The organism is Duganella violaceipulchra (assembly GCF_019166075.1).
GTDB classification, from domain to species: Bacteria; Pseudomonadota; Gammaproteobacteria; order Burkholderiales; family Burkholderiaceae_D; genus Rugamonas; species Rugamonas violaceipulchra.
This window is the reverse complement of record NZ_JAHTGR010000004.1, coordinates 351,872-367,866: the sequence shown is the minus strand read 5'-3', so window position 1 is coordinate 367,866 and position 15,995 is coordinate 351,872. Positions and strand designations below refer to the sequence as shown.

Sequence of the window (15,995 nt, the reverse complement as noted above, 5' to 3'; positions counted from 1 at the left end):
GCCCATTTGCCCCCCTGTTCCTCGGATCGTTTCCAGAGTGCATCGTCAATAATGGCACTGTCAGAGTAAAGGCGTCTCATCCGGAAGACGCACTGCTTGACTTAGATTCCTGAGAGCCGGCCATGAACGTCAAAAAATTTACCGCACCGACATCCCGCGAGGCGCTGCGCAAAGTGCGCGAATCGCTCGGCCCCGATGCCGTGATCCTATCCAACCGCCAGGCCGATGGCGGGGTTGAAATCCTCGCCCTGGCCAACGACGATGCCGCCTCGCTGGCCATGCCGGCGCCGCACTCGCCGATGGCCGAACCGGCACCGTCGCTCGATCTGGGCAGCGTCTTGCCGCAAGGCCGCGCCGATCAGCGTTTGGAGCCGCGTTTTGAATCGAATACCCCAAGCCCTGCGCCGGTAGCCCTGCCAGTCCAACCGGTGCGCCGCGTGGTGGCGTCGGCCTCGTCGTTCGCCAGCGTCACCAAGGCCGCCGCCGTCGCGCCAGCCCGGGCTCCTGCCCAGGCCGCGCTGGACGTCGACCAGATCGCCGCCATGGTCAGCGCCGCCGTCGCCAGCGCCAAGCAGAACGCCGCCGCCGAAATGCAGGGCATGATGAGCGAAATCCGCGCCATGCGCGGCATGATGGAAACCCAGTTGGCCGAGATCTCCTGGGGCACCACGCAAGCGCGCGAGCCGCAGAAAGCCGCCGTGCTGCGCGAGATGCTGGCGGCCGGCTTCTCGGCCAGCCTGGCGCGCTACCTGATCGAAAAACTGCCGGCCAACCGCGACGCCGCCGACAGCCTGCGCTGGATCAAGAACGTCCTGACCCGCAACCTGCAAACCATGGCCAACGAAGACGCGCTGATCGAGCAGGGCGGCGTGTTCGCGCTGGTCGGCCCGACCGGCGTCGGCAAGACCACCAGCACCGCCAAGCTGGCCGCGCGCTGCGTGATGCGCCACGGCCCGGACAAGCTGGCCCTGATCACCACCGACGCTTACCGCATCGGCGCCCACGAGCAGCTGCGCATCTACGGCAAGATCCTCGGCGTGATGGTGCACTCGGTCAAGGACGAAGCCGACCTGCGCATCGCCCTCAAGGAGTTGAAGAACAAGCACACGGTGCTGATCGACACGGTCGGCGTCAGCCAGCGCGACCAGATGGTGACGGAACAGGTCTCGATGCTGCAAGGCGCCGGCGCCGACGTCAAGCGCCTGCTGTGCCTGAACGCCACGGCCACCCAGGAAACCTTGAACGAAGTGGTGCGCGCCTATCAGGGCAGCGGCTTGGCCGGCTGCATCATGACCAAGCTGGACGAAGCGGCCGCCATCGGCAACGTGCTTGACGTGGTGATCCGCCAAAAACTCAATCTGTTCTACGTGTCGAACGGCCAGCGCGTGCCGGAAGACCTGCACCTGGCCGATCCGGCCTACCTGATCGACCGTGCTTTCAAGCTGAAACGCGATGTCGTCCACACCCAATACCTGGACGCCGAACTGCCTCTCTTGATGAGCAACGGCCAGGCCCAGCAAGCAATGCGCGAGGTGCACCTTGGCTAATTTCGATTTCGACCAGGCGGAGGGACTGCGCCGCATGCTGGCGGGGCCCAAGCCGCGCATCGTCACCTTCCTGTCGGCCACGCCCCACGATGACAAGGGCGCCATGCTGGTCAACCTGGGCGCCTCGCTGGCGCGCGCCGGCAACGACGTGCTGCTGGTCGACGCCTGCGCCAGCGCCCACGGCGTGGCCACCCGCCTCGGCGTGGACGGCGGCGCCAGCCTGCTCGACGTGGCGCGCCAGGAGTGCGCGCTGAACCAGGTGATCCACCAGGTGCCGCAAGGCTTCGCTGTGGCGTCGATGACACGCGGCGTGGCGCGCAGCGGCCCGGACGAGACGCGCCGCCTGGCCAAGGCCTTCGACGTGCTGGCCAAGCAGACCGGCATCGTCATCGTCGACGGCGAGTTCGACGGCGTGGCCTTCCCGGTGCCGGTCATGGCCAGCTCGGAAATCGTGGTGCAGGTATCGAATAGCGCTACCTCGATCAAGGCCGCGTACAGTATGATCAAGCGCCTGAACCAGGAGCTCGGTCGGCGGCCGTTTGGAATTCTGGTCACCGGGGCTTCCGAATCGGAAGCAAAGGTGGTATACGATAATATGGCACAGGCAGCAAGCCGATACCTGGCGGTGAACCTCGTTTCGATGGGATCGGTGCCGGCGGATGAATACCTGCAGCGCGCGGCACGCTTGGGGCGTGCGGTGGTCGATGCGTTTCCGCTGGCCGGGGCTTCGGTCGCGTTTCGTCAACTGGCGGGGCGCTTCGCGCTGGCCGGCTCGCCATCTTTCCGTTAAGGGAGCATCATAATTTTAGCGCTTAATCAATAATAAACAGGCTATGTACACGGTCAAAGGGAAAGTGGACAAGAATTCTTTGCTGACGGAGCATATGCCGTTGGTCAAGCGCTTGGCCCACCACATGAAGGCGAAACTGCCGCCCAGCGTCGAAGTCGACGATCTGGTGCAAGCCGGGATGATCGGCCTGCTCGACGCCATCAGCCGTTACGAGGACACCCATGGCGCCCAGTTCGAAACCTACGCCGTGCTGCGCATCCGCGGCGCCATGCTCGACGAGCTGCGCAACAGCGACTGGCTGCCGCGCTCGATGCGCCAGAACATGCGCAAGATCGAAACGGCGATGAGCACGCTGCAGCAGCGCCTGGGCCATCCGCCGACCGAGTCGGAAGTGGCCAAGATGCTCAAGCTGTCGCTGTCCGACTACCAGGACATGCTGTCCGACGGCGGCGGCCACCAGCTGGTGTACTACGAAGATTTTCACGACGACGACGGCAACGACAGCTTCCTCGACCGTTACTGCTCGGACGAGGAGAGCGATCCGCTGCGCTCGCTGCTGGACGGCGACTTCCGCCAGGCCGTGATCGACGCCATCGACGCGCTGCCGCCGCGCGAAAAGATCCTGATGGGGCTGTACTACGAAGAGGAGCTCAACTTGAAAGAAATCGGCGCCGTGATGGGCGTATCGGAATCGCGCGTATCGCAGCTGCATACGCAGGCCGTGGCACGGTTGCGCGCCTCACTTCGGGAGCGGTCTTGGACTGGGCCAGCGTAGCCGGGGTGCTGCTGGCGCTGGCCGGCATCGTCGTCGGCCAGACGCTCGAGGGCGGCAAGCTGGCGTCGTTGCTGCAACCGGCCGCGTTTGCGATCGTCGTGGTCGGCACCTTCGGCGCGGTACTGTTGCAGACCAAGTTCCGCACCTTTGTGCGCGGCCTGCGCATGCTGCGCCTGGTGTTCGCGCCGCCGGCCGACACCCGCGTGCTGCTGGCGCGCGACATCAACGCCTGGAACCTGGCGGCGCGGCGCGACGGCCTGCTGTCGCTGGAGCGCTATATGCTCGCCTCCAAGGACAAGTTCAACACCAAGGGCCTGCGCCTGATCGTCGACGGCATCAACCCCGACAAGCTGCGCCAGATCCTCGACACCGAAATCACCGCCTACGAAACGGAAGAACGCCAGGCGGTGCGCATCTGGGAATCGGCGGCCGGCTATTCGCCCACCATCGGCATCCTGGGCGCGGTGCTGGGCCTGATCCACGTGATGGAAAACCTCACCGACCCCAGCAAGCTCGGCTCCGGCATCGCCGTGGCTTTCGTCTCGACCATTTACGGCGTCGGCCTGGCCAATCTGTTCTTCTACCCGATCGCCAACAAGCTCAAGGCCATCGTCACGCAGGCGGTGCACCAGCAGGAAATCGCCGCCGCCGTGTTCTACGACATCGCCACCGGCGACCACACGCGCGTCATCGACGAACGCATCGCCACGCTGATGCGGGAACACTGACATGCAGAACCGGCGCGCCCGCAGGAAGTTCGACGACGAACCGGAGAACCACGAGCGCTGGCTGATCTCCTACGCCGACTTCATCACCTTGCTGTTCGCCTTCTTCGTGGTGATGTACGCGATTTCGGTGGTCAATATCGGCCGCTACAAGGTGCTGTCGGTGGCGCTGGGCGACGCCTTCGGCGGCGCCGGTTCGGCCAAGCCGGTCAACACCGAAGTGCCCAACCTGCCGATCCCCAATCCCAACCTGCGGCGCCACGCCGAACTGCTGCGCAAGGAAAAGACCCAGATGACCAGGCTGGCGCAGGACTTGTTGTCCACCCTGGCGCCGCTGGTCAAGGAGGGCAAGGTGCGGGTCACGCAGAACAGCCGCGGCGTCAGCGTCGAGATCAACGCCTCGGTGCTGTTCGATCCGGGCGAGGCGCGCCTGACCAACGAGTCGACCGAGGCGCTGCGCGCCGTCGCCGGCCTGCTGAAAAACGACGACCACAAGGTGCAGGTCGAAGGCCACACCGACAACCAGCCGATCCGCAACACGCTGTTCCCGTCCAACTGGGAATTGTCGGCGGTGCGCGCCAGCAGCGTGGTGCGGCTGTTCATCGACGCCGGCGTGGCGCCGGAACGCCTGACGGCGGTGGGCTTCAGCTCGAACGTGCCGGTGGCGCCGAACGACAACCCGATCGGCCGCGCGCGCAACCGCCGCGTGGCGGTCACGATCTTGTCCGGTATCCCGGATACGGTGACGGAAGTGCCGACGCCGGCGCCGGCTCAGCAATAAATCTGGATCAGCCGGCCAGGAAGCCGCGGCTGCGGGGCAGGGAAGTAGGCAGGCCGCCAGGGCCATAGAAGTTGTTGGCGCCCGCCGATTGCGGACGCAGCGCTTGCAGCGCGCCTTGCGTGTGGTTCATCTGCTTGTTGATCAGCATGCCGTTGATGCGGTTCAGCTCCTTGGCTTCGCGCGCATGGTGCTGCAGCGCCTGCCACAGGACGGATGCTTCGGCGGCGTCGGCGCCGCTGGCGGCGACCCAGGCATCCATGCCGGCTTCCTCGGCCGGGTAGCCGGCCTTGCCCAGGGCGCGGTGGCGCTGGGCCGACAACAGGGTCATCTGCGTGACCAGTGCCGATTTCTTGGTGGTGACCGCCGTCAGGCCGTCAATTTCCGCCGCCACCAGGTATTGCTGCTCCTGCTTCAAAACGCCCAGCAGGGTCGTCATGATGTGTTCTTCTTCGCGCAGGCTGTTCAGCGGGGTAGCGGTTGACATGGTAGACCTATCGTTTGCGAGAGTGCAGCAGATCCTTGACTGTATCCAGCAAGCCATCCGCTACTTTTTCCGAGTTGACCTGGAACTGGCCGTCGGCGATGGCCAGCTTGATGCGCTCGACTTTTTTGGTGTCGAACACCGTGCTGGCGCCGCCGGCCGCACTGGCCGCCAATGCCTGGCCTTGCGGCGACAGGCGCACGTTGTCGGACGTTGCGGGCGTCGCCGGGGCCGCCGCCTTGTCCGCGCCGCGCGCAGTCGAGGTAGAAGCCGGCGTCGACGACGGCAAGCCGGTCGTGCTCTTCAATGTATCGTTAATTTTCACAGCGCTATCCTTCTCTGGTTGGAGTACGAAACTCCGGGATCTGAGTATGTAACGGCGGCCGGCGCCAAAACTTTAGCGCTGCCGTGCCTCAAGACCCCCTGGCGTTCGATCAAAACGCCACCTCCACCAGCCCGCCCGCCTTGGCGATTCCTGTAATTTGTTGCCCACCGGAAGTTTTTACCTGCACTACCTGGCCGTCACCCGCCGTGCTCATGGCGCGCGCCTCGGCCGACACGCTGAAACCGTTGCCGCTGGAAACGAGGCGCACCAGCTGGCCGGACTGCACCACCGGCTTGCTGCGCAGCGTATCGAGGCGCAGCGGCGTGCCCGGCGGCAGTGAAATATTGGTGCTGCGGCCGATCACCTGGGCCATGTCGGTGGCTATCCCGGCCGGCAATGTTGTCAGATCGCCCTTCAGGGTCACCAGCTGGCCGGCCTCGATGGCCTGGCCCTGTGCCAGCGGCGCGGCGCTGGCGATGTAGTCGCCGACCACGCTGACCGTGGCCTGGATATAGATGGTCCAGGCGGCCGGCGCCACGCAGCGCACGCCGACCGTGGTCTTGCCCCAGGCGCGCGCGCCGGGCATGAAGAAGGCTTGCGGATCGGGGCAGGCGGCCAGGTTCATGCGAGTATCGATGGCGCCGACGGCGACCGTGACCTGGCCGGGCAGGCCGCCGCTTTGTACTTGCAGGAACTGTTCGACGCTGCGCTTGAGCGCGACCGCGTCCTGGCGCAGGGGCGCGGCTTGCTGGGCCTGAGTCTGAGCCGTCGGCAGCAGGGCCAGCAGGGCGGCAGTGGTGAGCAGTCGTTTCATGGTGTGAGAATCCCCTTCAATATGGCCATCATAGTCTGGCGGTCTGGACTTGAAGCCTTGAATAGGACCGAAAAGCGCTTGCTTATCGCTCGATGGTTACCGGGGGCAACTCCGTATCATCGATCCTGTCATAACAAGTACGTCCATAGGGAGCTGTCATGGTTGGGAAACTCGACGATTATCTGCGCTTCAACGAAGCCGCGCTGGGGCTGCGCTCCCAGCGGCAGAGCGTGCTCGCCTCGAATATCGCCAACGGCGATACGCCCAATTACAAGGCACGCGACATCGACTTCTCCAGCGCCATGCAGGCCGCGCTGGACAAGACCAACGCCACCGCGACGCTGAAGACCACCGCCAGCAAACATTACCCCAGCCCTCAACAAGACGGCACCACGATGGCGGACGGCACGCCGCTGCTGTACCGCGGCGTGGTGCAGGGCGCGGTCGACGGCAACACGGTCGACATGGACGTCGAGCGCAACCAGTTCGCCGACAACGCCATCCGCTACGAGGCCGGCATCACCGCAATCAACGCCCAGATCAAGAACATGATGGCGGCGATACAGGGAGGTAACTGATCATGTCGCTGTTTAATATTTTCAATGTTTCAGGTTCGGCCATGAGCGCCCAGGCGCAGCGGCTCAACGTGGTCGCCTCCAACCTGGCCAATGCCGACAGCGCCACCAGCGCCAGCGGCGAGGCCTACCGCGCGCGCCAGGTGGTGTTCGAGGCGACCACGCCGGCCGACGGCGGCGCTTCGACCGGGGTGCGGGTCAAGCAGGTGGTGGAAGACCAGTCGCCGATGAAGCAGATGTACGACCCCAAGCATCCGATGGCGGACGACAAGGGCTATGTGACCATGCCCAACGTGAACGTGGTGGACGAGATGGTCAACATGCTGTCGGCCTCGCGTTCCTACCAGACCAACGTCGAGACCATGAACGCGGCCAAGACGCTGCTGCTCAAGACCCTGACCATCGGCCAGTAATTTTTAAGAGGCAATCATGACTATCAGCGCAGTGATCGACACGCCCGTCGCGGCCCCGGTCAACACCACCAGCAACACCAGCAACACCAGCAGCACGTCCAACGACATCGGCGCGGACCAGGACAAGTTCATGAAGCTGCTGGTCACGCAGCTGAAGAACCAGGACCCGCTGAACCCGATGGACAACGCCGCCATGACCAGCCAGCTGGCCCAGCTGTCGACGGTGACCGGCATCAACAAGGTCAACGCCACGCTGGAATCGCTGCGCACCGACCAGGCCGCGTCGCAATCGCTGATCGCCACCAATCTGATCGGCAAGGGCGTGCTGGTCAAGGGCGCAGGTGTCGAACTATCGACCAGCACCGACGACGCCGGCAAGAGCACCAGCACCAGCGTGTTCGGCATCGACCTGGCCTCGCCCGCCGAGAGCGTGACGATCTCGATCCAGGACAAGAGCGGCGCCACGGTGCGCACCATGAGCATGAAGAGCACCGACGTCGGCACCTACCCGATCACCTGGGACGGCACCACCGACGGCAAGACCGCCGCGCCGGCCGGCGCCTACACCTTCACCGTCAAGGCGGTGAGCGCCGGCAAGACGCTGACCGACTCGACCGCGCTGCAGCTGGCGGCGGTGGCCAGCGTGTCGACCGGCAGCGGCGGCGTCAAATTGAATACCTCGCTCGGACAGTTCGCCATGTCCGATGTCAAAGAAGTTTTGTAACGCAGTTCACACGTCACACCTAGCATAGGGGAATACCATGTTCCAACAAGGACTTAGCGGCCTGAACGCAGCATCCAAATCGCTGGACGTTATCGGCAACAACATCGCCAACGCCAGCACGGTTGGCTTCAAGGGCTCGCAGGCGCAGTTTGCGGACCTGTACGCGAACTCGCTGAACGGCGTGTCGGGCAACAATCCCGGCATCGGTGTGACGACGGCCAAGCTGGCCCAGCAATTCACGCAGGGCAATATCGAGACCAGCAACAACCCGCTGGACATCTCGATCAACGGCGGCGGCTTCTTCCGCGAAGTGGTCAACGGCGCGGTGCAGTACTCGCGCAACGGCCAGTTCCACGAAGATAACACCCACACGCTGATCAACGCCCAGGGAGCGCAGCTGACCGGTTACCTGTCGAACGCGGCCGGCGTGATCCAGCTGGGCGCGCCGGTGCCGCTGACGCTGGACAAGTCCGACCTGACGCCGGTGCAAACCTCCACCGCCAATTTTCAGTTGAACCTGAGCTCGGCCGAAAAAGTTCCGGCCAAGATACCTTTCGACGCCGGCGATCCGAACAGCTACAACAAGCAGACCGTGCTGAACGTGTACGACAGCCTGGGTACCTCGCACATCATGACGACCTACTACGTCAAGACCGACGCCAACACCTGGGACGTGTACGCGGCGGCCGACAACAAGGAAATCGTTTCGGCCGGCGTGGCCGCGGCGATCAACACCGATCAGCCTACGCTCGACGCGCGTTTGGCCTACAACAATGCGGTGCGCGCGACGCCGCCGGATCCGCTGCTGATCGCCCAGTCGGCGGCGCTGTATGCGACCGCGGCCGGCGCCGCGATGACCACCGCCGCCACCGCGCCGCCCGCTGCAGCCTCCCAGGCGCAGTTGGATGCGCTCGCCGCCGCCATCACCGCGCTCGATCCGACCAATAGCGGTTCGATCACCGGCATGACGCCCGACCAGATTAACGCCAAGCTGGCCGCCGCCATCACTGTGCCGGCCGTCAAGGTCGGCACGCTGTTGTTCAGCAAAAGCGGGGTGCTGGACCCGGAGGCCATGGCCTTGATGCAGCCGACGCCGCAAACGCTGCCGTTCAATATCCAGTTGCCGATCTTCCCGGACACCGGTTCCCAACAGCCGCTGACGGTCGCCACGACGTTCGATAAGACCACCCAGTACGGCAGCGTCACCAACGATCTGGGCTCGGTACAGAACGGGTACTCGGCTGGTTCGTGGCAGCGTTACGCCATCGACGCCAACGGCGTGATCCTGGGCCAGTACAGCAACGGCAAATCGCGCCCGATGGGGCAGATCGCCATGGCCAACTTCTCCAGCGTCGACGGCCTGACCCCGCTGGGCAACAACGCCTGGGCGGAAAGCTCGGCTTCGGGCACGCCGCAGGTCGGGGTGCCGAACGCCGGCTCGATGGGTTCCCTGCGCGCCAGCTCGGTCGAAGTGTCGAACGTCGACCTGACGGCCGAACTGGTCAACATGATCACCGCGCAGCGCGTCTACCAGGCCAATGCGCAGACCATCAAGACCGAGGATTCGGTGCTGCAAACCCTGGTGAATCTGCGTTAATGCGCTGCGTTAATCGGAGATAGCCATGGACCGCCTGGTTTATACCGCGATGACAGGTGCGCGGCACGTGATGGATCAGCAAGCCACCGTTGCCAACAACCTGTCCAACGCCACCACCACCGGCTTCCGCGCGCAGCTCGATACGTTCCGGGCGGTGCCGGTAGTGTCGGACGGCTTGCAGACCCGCGCCTTCGTGGTCAACTCCACGGTGGGCGCCGACATGCGGGCCGGCCCGATCCAGACCACCGGCCGCGCGCTCGACATCGCGGTGCGCGACCAGGGCTGGATCGCGGTGCAGTCGGCCGACGGTTCGGAAGCCTACACCCGCAACGGCAGCCTGAAGGTCAGCGAGAACGGCCTGCTGCAAACCACCAGCGGCCAGACGCTGGTGGGCGACGGCGGCCCGATCGCCATCCCGCCCGACACCACGGTGATGGTGGCCGGCGACGGCACCGTCAGCACCATCTCCACCGACTTCAAGCCCGGCCCGGCCAACGTGCTGGGGCGGATCAAGCTGGTCAACCCGGACGTCAAGGGACTGGTGCGCGGCGACGACGGCCTGTTCCGGCAAGTGAGCGGCACGCCGGCCGAGAACGACCCGGCGGTACGCGTGGTCGATGGCGCGCTGGAGGGCAGCAACGTCAATCCGGTCGATTCCATGGTCAACATGATCAGTCTGGCAAGGCAGTTCGAGATGCAAATGAGTTTGCTGAAGAACGCCGAGAATAACGCCGCAAAAGCCACCCAGATCCTCGCTTTGAGTTGATGCCCTCTCCCGCATAATGGTGGCGTGGGATGAGTAGCTGTCGCTTTTGACGGCTCCCATCCGAGCAACCGGAGAAGCATCATGATACGTTCACTGTGGATCGCCAAGACTGGCATGGAAGCGCAACAGACCGCGCTCGATGTCACGTCCAACAACCTGGCCAACGTCAGCACCAACGGCTTCAAGAAGTCGCGCGCCGTGTTCGAGGATCTGCTGTACCAGAACATCCGCCAGCCCGGCGGCCAGTCGTCGCAACAGACCAACCTGCCGTCAGGCATGCAGCTCGGCACCGGCGTGCGGCCGGTGGCGATCGAACGGGTGCACACCCAGGGCAATCCCCAGTCGACCGGCAATGACAAGGACCTGATGGTCAACGGCAACGGCTTCTTCAACGTGCTGCTGCCGGACGGCACCACCGCCTACACCCGCGACGGCTCCTTCCAGCGCGACAACAACGGCCAGATGGTCACCTCCAGCGGCTTCGTGCTGCAGCCGGCCATCACCATCCCGATCACCGCGCAATCGATCACCGTGGGCCGCGACGGCACCGTCTCGGTCACGCTGCCGGGCCAGGTGGCGCCGCAGCAGATCGGCAGCGTCCAGTTGTCGACCTTCATCAACCCGACCGGGCTGGAGTCGAAGGGCGAGAACCTGTACGTGGAAACCGGCGCTTCCGGCAACGCGCAGACCAACACCCCCGGCACCAACGGCACCGGCGTCATCCTGCAAGGCTACGTGGAAACCTCGAACGTCAACGTGGTCGAGGAAATGGTCAATATGATCCAGACCCAGCGCGCCTATGAAATCAATTCGAAGGCCATCACCACCTCCGACCAGATGCTGGCCAAGTTGTCGCAGATGTAAGGAGCGGATTATGAAACACGCCATCACCATCGTTGCAGCAGCGGCCGCCCTGAGCGGCTGCATGGCCACCCCGACCTCCATCGTGCAGATGCCGATGTCGGCCCGTCCGCTGACCAGCGCCCAGCTGCAGGCGGCGCCGACCAACGGTGCGATCTACCAGAACGCCGCCTTCCGCCCGATCTTCGAGGACCGCCGCGCGCGCCAGGTGGGCGATGTGCTGACCCTGGTCATCACCGAGAAAACCTCGGCCGTCAAAGCCGGCGCCAGCTCGGGCAACAAGTCCGGCAGTGTCAGCGCCAGCGTGCCGCATCCGCTGCAGTCGACCTTCGGCGCCACCCTGGCCGCCAACAACGCCAGCAAGTACGCCGACGGCGACAACCAGTCGGCCAGCAACACCTTCACCGGTACCATGGGCGTGACCGTGGTCGAGGTGCTGGCCAACGGCAACCTGATCGTGGCCGGCGAGAAGCAGGTGGCGATGAACAAGGGCGTGGAATTCATCCGCTTCTCCGGCATGATCAATCCCGACAATATCGCCACCGGCAACACCGTGCAGTCGACCGCCGTGGCCGACGCCAAGGTCGAGTACCGCACCAACAGCCAGATCGACCGCGCCGAGATGACGTCGATGGCCTCGCGCTTCTTCCAAAGCCTGTTACCTTTCTGATGGCGAACATGGACAGCACTCAATCATTCATGCAGGGCGCACGCAGGCTGGCCGCGTTGTCGCTGGTGGCGGCCTCGCTGCTGGCGCCGCCGGCCCACGCCGAGCGCCTGCGCGACCTGGTCAGCGTTGCCGGCGTGCGGCAGAATCAGCTGATCGGCTACGGCCTGGTCGTCGGCCTCGACGGCAGCGGCGACCAGACCACGCAGACCCCGTTCACCGTGCAGAGCGTGGTCTCGATGCTGCAACAGCTGGGCGTGAACCTGCCGCAAGGCACCTCGCTGCAATTGAAGAACGTCGCCGCCGTGATGGTGACGGCGTCGCTGCCGCCGTTCGCGCAGCCGGGCCAGACGCTGGACATCACGGTCTCGTCGATGGGCAACGCCAAGAGCCTGCGCGGCGGCACGCTCCTGATGACGCCGCTCAAAGGCGCCGACGGCCAGGTCTACGGCATGGCCCAGGGCAATGTGCTGGTGGGCGGCGTCGGCGTCGCGGCCGGCGGCGCGGGCGGCAGCTCGCTGACCGTCAACCACCTCAGCGTGGGCAAGATTTCGGCCGGCGCCACCGTCGAGCGCGCGGTCGCCTCCACCCTGGGCGAGGGCAACTTCATCAAGCTGGAATTGAACACCGCCGACTTCGCCACCGCCAGCCGCGTGGTCGAGGCGATCAACGACAAATACGGCTCCGGCATCGCCTACGCGCTGGACAGCCGCGTGATCCGCGTGCAGTCGCCCAGCAGCAGCGACCAGCGCGTGAGCTTCATCGGCACCTTGCAGGATATGCAGGTCAACCCGGCAGAACAGCCGGCCAAGGTCATCATGAACGCCCGCACCGGTTCGGTGGTGATGAACCGCGCGGTCACGCTCGACACTTGCGCCATTTCGCACGGCAACCTGTCGATCTCGGTGACCGCCGATCCTCAGATCAGCCAGCCCAATCCATTGTCGGGCGGACGCACCGTGGTCGCGCCCAACCAGCAGGTGGGCATCAAGGCCGACAGCGGCAAGGTCATGATGGTCAAGGGCGGCGCCTCGCTGGCCGAGGTGGTCAAGGCGCTCAACGCCATCGGCGCCACACCGCAGGATTTGCTGGCCATCTTGCAGGCGATGAAGGCGGCGGGTTCGCTGCGCGCCGAGCTGGAAATCATCTAAGCGAGGCGCATCATGACCAGTCCAAATACATCCAACGACCTCAGCAGCAAGTTCGCCCTCGACCTCAAGGACATGGGCAGCCTGCGGCAGTCGGCCAAGGCCGGCAGCCCGGAGGCGTTGAAGACCGCCGCCACGCAGTTCGAAGCCATGTTCGTCAACATGATGATGAAGAGCATGCGCGAGGCGACGCCGCAGGACGGCATGATGGACAGTCAGCAGTCCAAGATGTTCACCACCATGCTGGACCAGCAGACCAGCCAGAATATCGCCAAGAAGGGCATCGGCCTGTCGGACATGCTGATACGCCAGCTGTCCAAGACCGCCGACCAGCAGGCGCTGGCGATCGGCAACGAGGCCGGCGACCGCGCCAACGGCGGCAGCTTCGGCGGCCTGTCCAGCCTGATGGACGCCAAGCTGCAGCGCGCCATCGCGGCGGCCGGCGGCCCCGGTGCGGCGGGTGGGGCAACTGCGTCGGTCGACGACAACAGCGCGGTTCCTGCCACCAACATCAACAAGGGCAGCCAGGCGCCGCACGTGCGCAGCTTCCAGCAAAAGCTCGGCGCCGACGCCGAGGAAGCCAGCCGCGCCACCGGCATCCCGGCCAAGTTCATGCTGGGCCAGGCGGCGCTGGAGAGCGGCTGGGGCAAGCGCGAGATCAAGGGCCGCGACGGCAGCAACAGCCACAACCTGTTCGGCATCAAGGCCGGCGGCGACTGGAAGGGCAAGGTGGTCGAGGCCACCACCACCGAATACGTCAACGGCAAGGCGCAGACCAAGGTTGAGCGTTTCCGCGCCTACGACAGCTACAGCGACAGTTTCAAGGATTACGCCAAGCTGTTGGCCAGCAATCCACGCTACGAAAAAGTGCTGGCCAGCGCGGGCGACGCCAGCAGCTTCGCCCAGGGCTTGCAGAAGGCCGGCTACGCCACCGATCCGAATTACGCGAACAAGCTCACCAGCATTATCAAGCGATCGCTGGCGGGTTAGTCAAGTTTGGCGGAAAACTGCCGTTACCAATTACAAATAGAGTAAAAACATTATGTCCAGTCTTCTCAGTATCGGCAAAAGCGGTTTGTTGGCAGCCCAGGTGGGGCTGTCGACCACCGGCAACAACATCACCAACGCCGGCGTGGTCGGGTACAGCCGTCAGGCCGCCATCCAGTCCGATACCGCGACCCTGGACCAGGGCTTTGGCTTCGTCGGCACCGGCACCGAGGTGACGACGGTGCGCCGCTACTACGACAACTTCCTGGCGGTCCAGTTGCGCAACGCCGAGTCCAACCAGGCCTCGCTGGACGCCTACACCAAGCAGATCAGCCAGATCGACAACCTGCTGGCCGACCCGACGGCCGGCCTGTCGCCGGCCCTGCAGGACTTCTTCAACGGCGTGCAGGACGCCACCTCGAATCCGGCCTCGGCCGCGTCGCGCCAGGCCATGCTGTCGACCGCGTCGTCGCTGGCGTCGCGTTTCCAGGGGCTGAGCGCGCGGCTGTCGGAGATCGCTTCCGGCGTCAACGGCCAGATCACGTCCAACGTCGGCGAAATCAATTCCTACGCCACCCAGATCGCCGCGATCAACAAGACCATCGCCGGCCTGACCACGGACGGCAAGGCGCCCAACGACATGCTGGACCACCGCGACCAGATGTTGACCGAGCTGAACAAGCTGATCAAGACCACCGTCATCCCGGGCGACAACAACACCTTGACGGTCGAGTTCGGCACGGGCCAGCCGCTGGTGGTGGGCGGCACCGCCTTCCAGCTGGCGACCTCCAACTCGCCGACCGACGCCAGCCGCATGACGGTCGGCTATCAGAGCGACAGCGGCGTCTTCAGCGCCTTGCCGGAGAGCGTGCTGACCGGCGGCCAACTGGGCGGCCTGGTGTCGTTCCGCAACGGCGCCATGGACCGCGCGCAAAACTCGCTGGGCCAGGTGGCGGCCGGGCTGGCGGTCAGCTTCAACGCCCAGCACGTGCTGGGCCAGGACCAGAACGGCGCGCTCGGCACGGCGTTCTTCAAGCCGATCAACGCCTATGTCGGCGTCAACAGCCACAACTCGCCGGTCAGCACGGCCGACGTCAGCGCCGTCGTCACCGACGCCAGCAAGCTGACCGCCAGCGATTACAGCGTCGACTACGACGGCACCAATTTCAACGTCACCCGCCTGAGCGACGGCCAGATCACGCAGATCAACCCCTACCCGCAGACGGTGCCGCAAACCATCGACGGCGTCGACTACACGATCACCGGCGCGCCGGTGGACAAGGACAACTTCCTGGTGCGGCCGACCTACACCGCGGCCGACCAGTTCGGCGTCGCCATCAGCGACCGCACCAAGATCGCGTTGGCGGCGCCGATCGCCACCGCCGCGCCGACCGCCAACGCCGGCAACGCCAAGATCAGCGCCGGCACCGTCGACGTCAACTATCTGACGCCGGGCAACGCGCTGGCCGCGCCGGTCACGCTGACCTTCGACAAGGCCAGCGGTTCGCTGTCGGGCTTCCCGCCGGCGCAGGACGTGACGGTGACGGTCAACGGCGTGGCCACCGTGTATCCGGCCGGCACGCCGACGGTGCCCTACACCGACGGCGCGGCGATCAGCTTCGGCGGCGTCAACTTCAACATCAGCGGCACGCCGGCCGACCTCGACACGTTCACCATCGGCCCCAATGTCAGCGGCGTCGGCGACAGCCGCAACGGCGCCTTGCTGGCCGGCCTGCAAACCAAGAACATCCTCGACAACGGCAACGCCACCTACCAGACCACCTACGCGCAGATGGTCAACTTTGTCGGCAACAAGGCGCGCGAGGCGCAGATCAGCGGCTCGGCCGCCGACGCCGCCGTGGCCCAGGCCACCACCCAACAGCAGAGCGTGTCCGGCGTGAACCTCGATGAGGAAGCGGCAAATCTGTTACGCTACCAGCAGGCTTACCAGGCCAGCGGCAAGGTCATGCAAGTGGCCAGCACCCTGTTTGATGTATTGCTCAACCTTAGGTAATAATC

The 15,995-nt window shown here is 65.0% G+C and carries 18 protein-coding genes; 15 read left to right on the top strand and 3 right to left on the bottom strand.

Annotated elements, in window-relative coordinates:
- The first annotated feature begins 122 nt into the window (after positions 1–122).
- The 5 genes from flhF to motD are packed head-to-tail and all read left to right on the top strand — an operon-like array spanning position 123 to position 4,618.
- A complete protein-coding gene (flhF, locus tag KVP70_RS10155; RefSeq protein ID WP_217942040.1) occupies positions 123–1,547 on the top strand; it encodes a flagellar biosynthesis GTPase FlhF in 1,425 nt (474 codons plus the stop codon).
- Complete coding sequence (locus tag KVP70_RS10150; RefSeq protein WP_217942039.1) at positions 1,540–2,337, top strand: MinD/ParA family ATP-binding protein; 798 nt, start codon at positions 1,540–1,542, stop codon at positions 2,335–2,337. The genes flhF and KVP70_RS10150 overlap by 8 nt, the downstream gene beginning before the upstream one ends.
- Positions 2,338–2,380: 43 nt before the next feature.
- Complete coding sequence (locus tag KVP70_RS10145) at positions 2,381–3,112, top strand: RNA polymerase sigma factor FliA (RefSeq protein WP_217942038.1); 732 nt, start codon at positions 2,381–2,383, stop codon at positions 3,110–3,112.
- Positions 3,094–3,840 carry a flagellar motor protein gene (locus KVP70_RS10140; protein ID WP_217942037.1) on the top strand — a complete coding sequence of 249 codons (747 nt, stop codon included), beginning with the start codon at positions 3,094–3,096 and terminating at the stop codon, positions 3,838–3,840. The genes KVP70_RS10145 and KVP70_RS10140 overlap by 19 nt, the downstream gene beginning before the upstream one ends.
- A gap of 1 nt (position 3,841) precedes the next feature.
- Positions 3,842–4,618, top strand: a complete 777-nt coding sequence (gene motD, locus KVP70_RS10135) for a flagellar motor protein MotD (protein ID WP_217942036.1) — start codon at positions 3,842–3,844, stop codon at positions 4,616–4,618.
- A 7-nt stretch (positions 4,619–4,625) separates the two neighbouring features.
- On the opposite strand, the gene KVP70_RS10130 is transcribed toward motD, so the two are convergent.
- From KVP70_RS10130 to flgA, 3 genes are all read right to left on the bottom strand, one after another.
- Complete coding sequence (locus KVP70_RS10130; RefSeq protein WP_217942035.1) at positions 4,626–5,102, bottom strand: flagella synthesis protein FlgN; 477 nt, start codon at positions 5,100–5,102, stop codon at positions 4,626–4,628.
- A gap of 7 nt (positions 5,103–5,109) precedes the next feature.
- Entirely contained in the window at positions 5,110–5,424 is a 315-nt protein-coding gene (gene flgM / locus KVP70_RS10125; RefSeq protein WP_026334162.1) for a flagellar biosynthesis anti-sigma factor FlgM, read from the bottom strand.
- Positions 5,425–5,533: 109 nt separating this feature from the next.
- The gene (gene flgA / locus KVP70_RS10120; protein ID WP_217942034.1) at positions 5,534–6,238 is read right to left on the bottom strand and encodes a flagellar basal body P-ring formation chaperone FlgA; all 705 of its coding nucleotides are present in this window, start codon (positions 6,236–6,238) and stop codon (positions 5,534–5,536) included.
- Between the two features lie 158 nt (positions 6,239–6,396).
- On the opposite strand from flgA, the gene flgB reads away from it, so the two are divergent.
- The 10 genes from flgB to flgK all read left to right on the top strand — a co-directional run bounded on the left by flgB (position 6,397) and on the right by flgK (position 15,990).
- Positions 6,397–6,816 (top strand): flagellar basal body rod protein FlgB, encoded by a 420-nt coding sequence (gene flgB, locus KVP70_RS10115; RefSeq protein ID WP_217942033.1) that lies wholly within the window; start codon positions 6,397–6,399, stop codon positions 6,814–6,816.
- Positions 6,817–6,818: 2 nt separating this feature from the next.
- A complete protein-coding gene (gene flgC, locus KVP70_RS10110; protein WP_217942032.1) occupies positions 6,819–7,226 on the top strand; it encodes a flagellar basal body rod protein FlgC in 408 nt (135 codons plus the stop codon).
- Positions 7,227–7,242: 16 nt separating this feature from the next.
- Positions 7,243–7,950 carry a flagellar hook assembly protein FlgD gene (locus KVP70_RS10105; RefSeq protein ID WP_217942031.1) on the top strand — a complete coding sequence of 236 codons (708 nt, stop codon included), beginning with the start codon at positions 7,243–7,245 and terminating at the stop codon, positions 7,948–7,950.
- Between the two features lie 37 nt (positions 7,951–7,987).
- Positions 7,988–9,547, top strand: a complete 1,560-nt coding sequence (locus KVP70_RS10100; protein ID WP_217942030.1) for a flagellar hook protein FlgE — start codon at positions 7,988–7,990, stop codon at positions 9,545–9,547.
- Positions 9,548–9,572: 25 nt separating this feature from the next.
- Positions 9,573–10,313: a flagellar basal-body rod protein FlgF gene (gene flgF / locus KVP70_RS10095; protein WP_217942029.1), complete on the top strand. Its 741-nt coding sequence runs from the start codon at positions 9,573–9,575 to the stop codon at positions 10,311–10,313.
- 81 nt (positions 10,314–10,394) lie between these two features.
- Positions 10,395–11,177 carry a flagellar basal-body rod protein FlgG gene (gene flgG / locus KVP70_RS10090; RefSeq protein WP_020701608.1) on the top strand — a complete coding sequence of 261 codons (783 nt, stop codon included), beginning with the start codon at positions 10,395–10,397 and terminating at the stop codon, positions 11,175–11,177.
- 10 nt (positions 11,178–11,187) lie between these two features.
- Entirely contained in the window at positions 11,188–11,844 is a 657-nt protein-coding gene (locus KVP70_RS10085; protein ID WP_217942028.1) for a flagellar basal body L-ring protein FlgH, read from the top strand.
- Between the two features lie 29 nt (positions 11,845–11,873).
- Positions 11,874–12,992 (top strand): flagellar basal body P-ring protein FlgI, encoded by a 1,119-nt coding sequence (locus KVP70_RS10080; RefSeq protein ID WP_229224738.1) that lies wholly within the window; start codon positions 11,874–11,876, stop codon positions 12,990–12,992.
- 12 nt (positions 12,993–13,004) lie between these two features.
- Positions 13,005–13,979, top strand: a complete 975-nt coding sequence (gene flgJ, locus KVP70_RS10075; RefSeq protein ID WP_217942027.1) for a flagellar assembly peptidoglycan hydrolase FlgJ — start codon at positions 13,005–13,007, stop codon at positions 13,977–13,979.
- Between the two features lie 52 nt (positions 13,980–14,031).
- Positions 14,032–15,990: a flagellar hook-associated protein FlgK gene (gene flgK / locus KVP70_RS10070; protein WP_217942026.1), complete on the top strand. Its 1,959-nt coding sequence runs from the start codon at positions 14,032–14,034 to the stop codon at positions 15,988–15,990.
- Positions 15,991–15,995 lie beyond the last annotated feature (5 nt).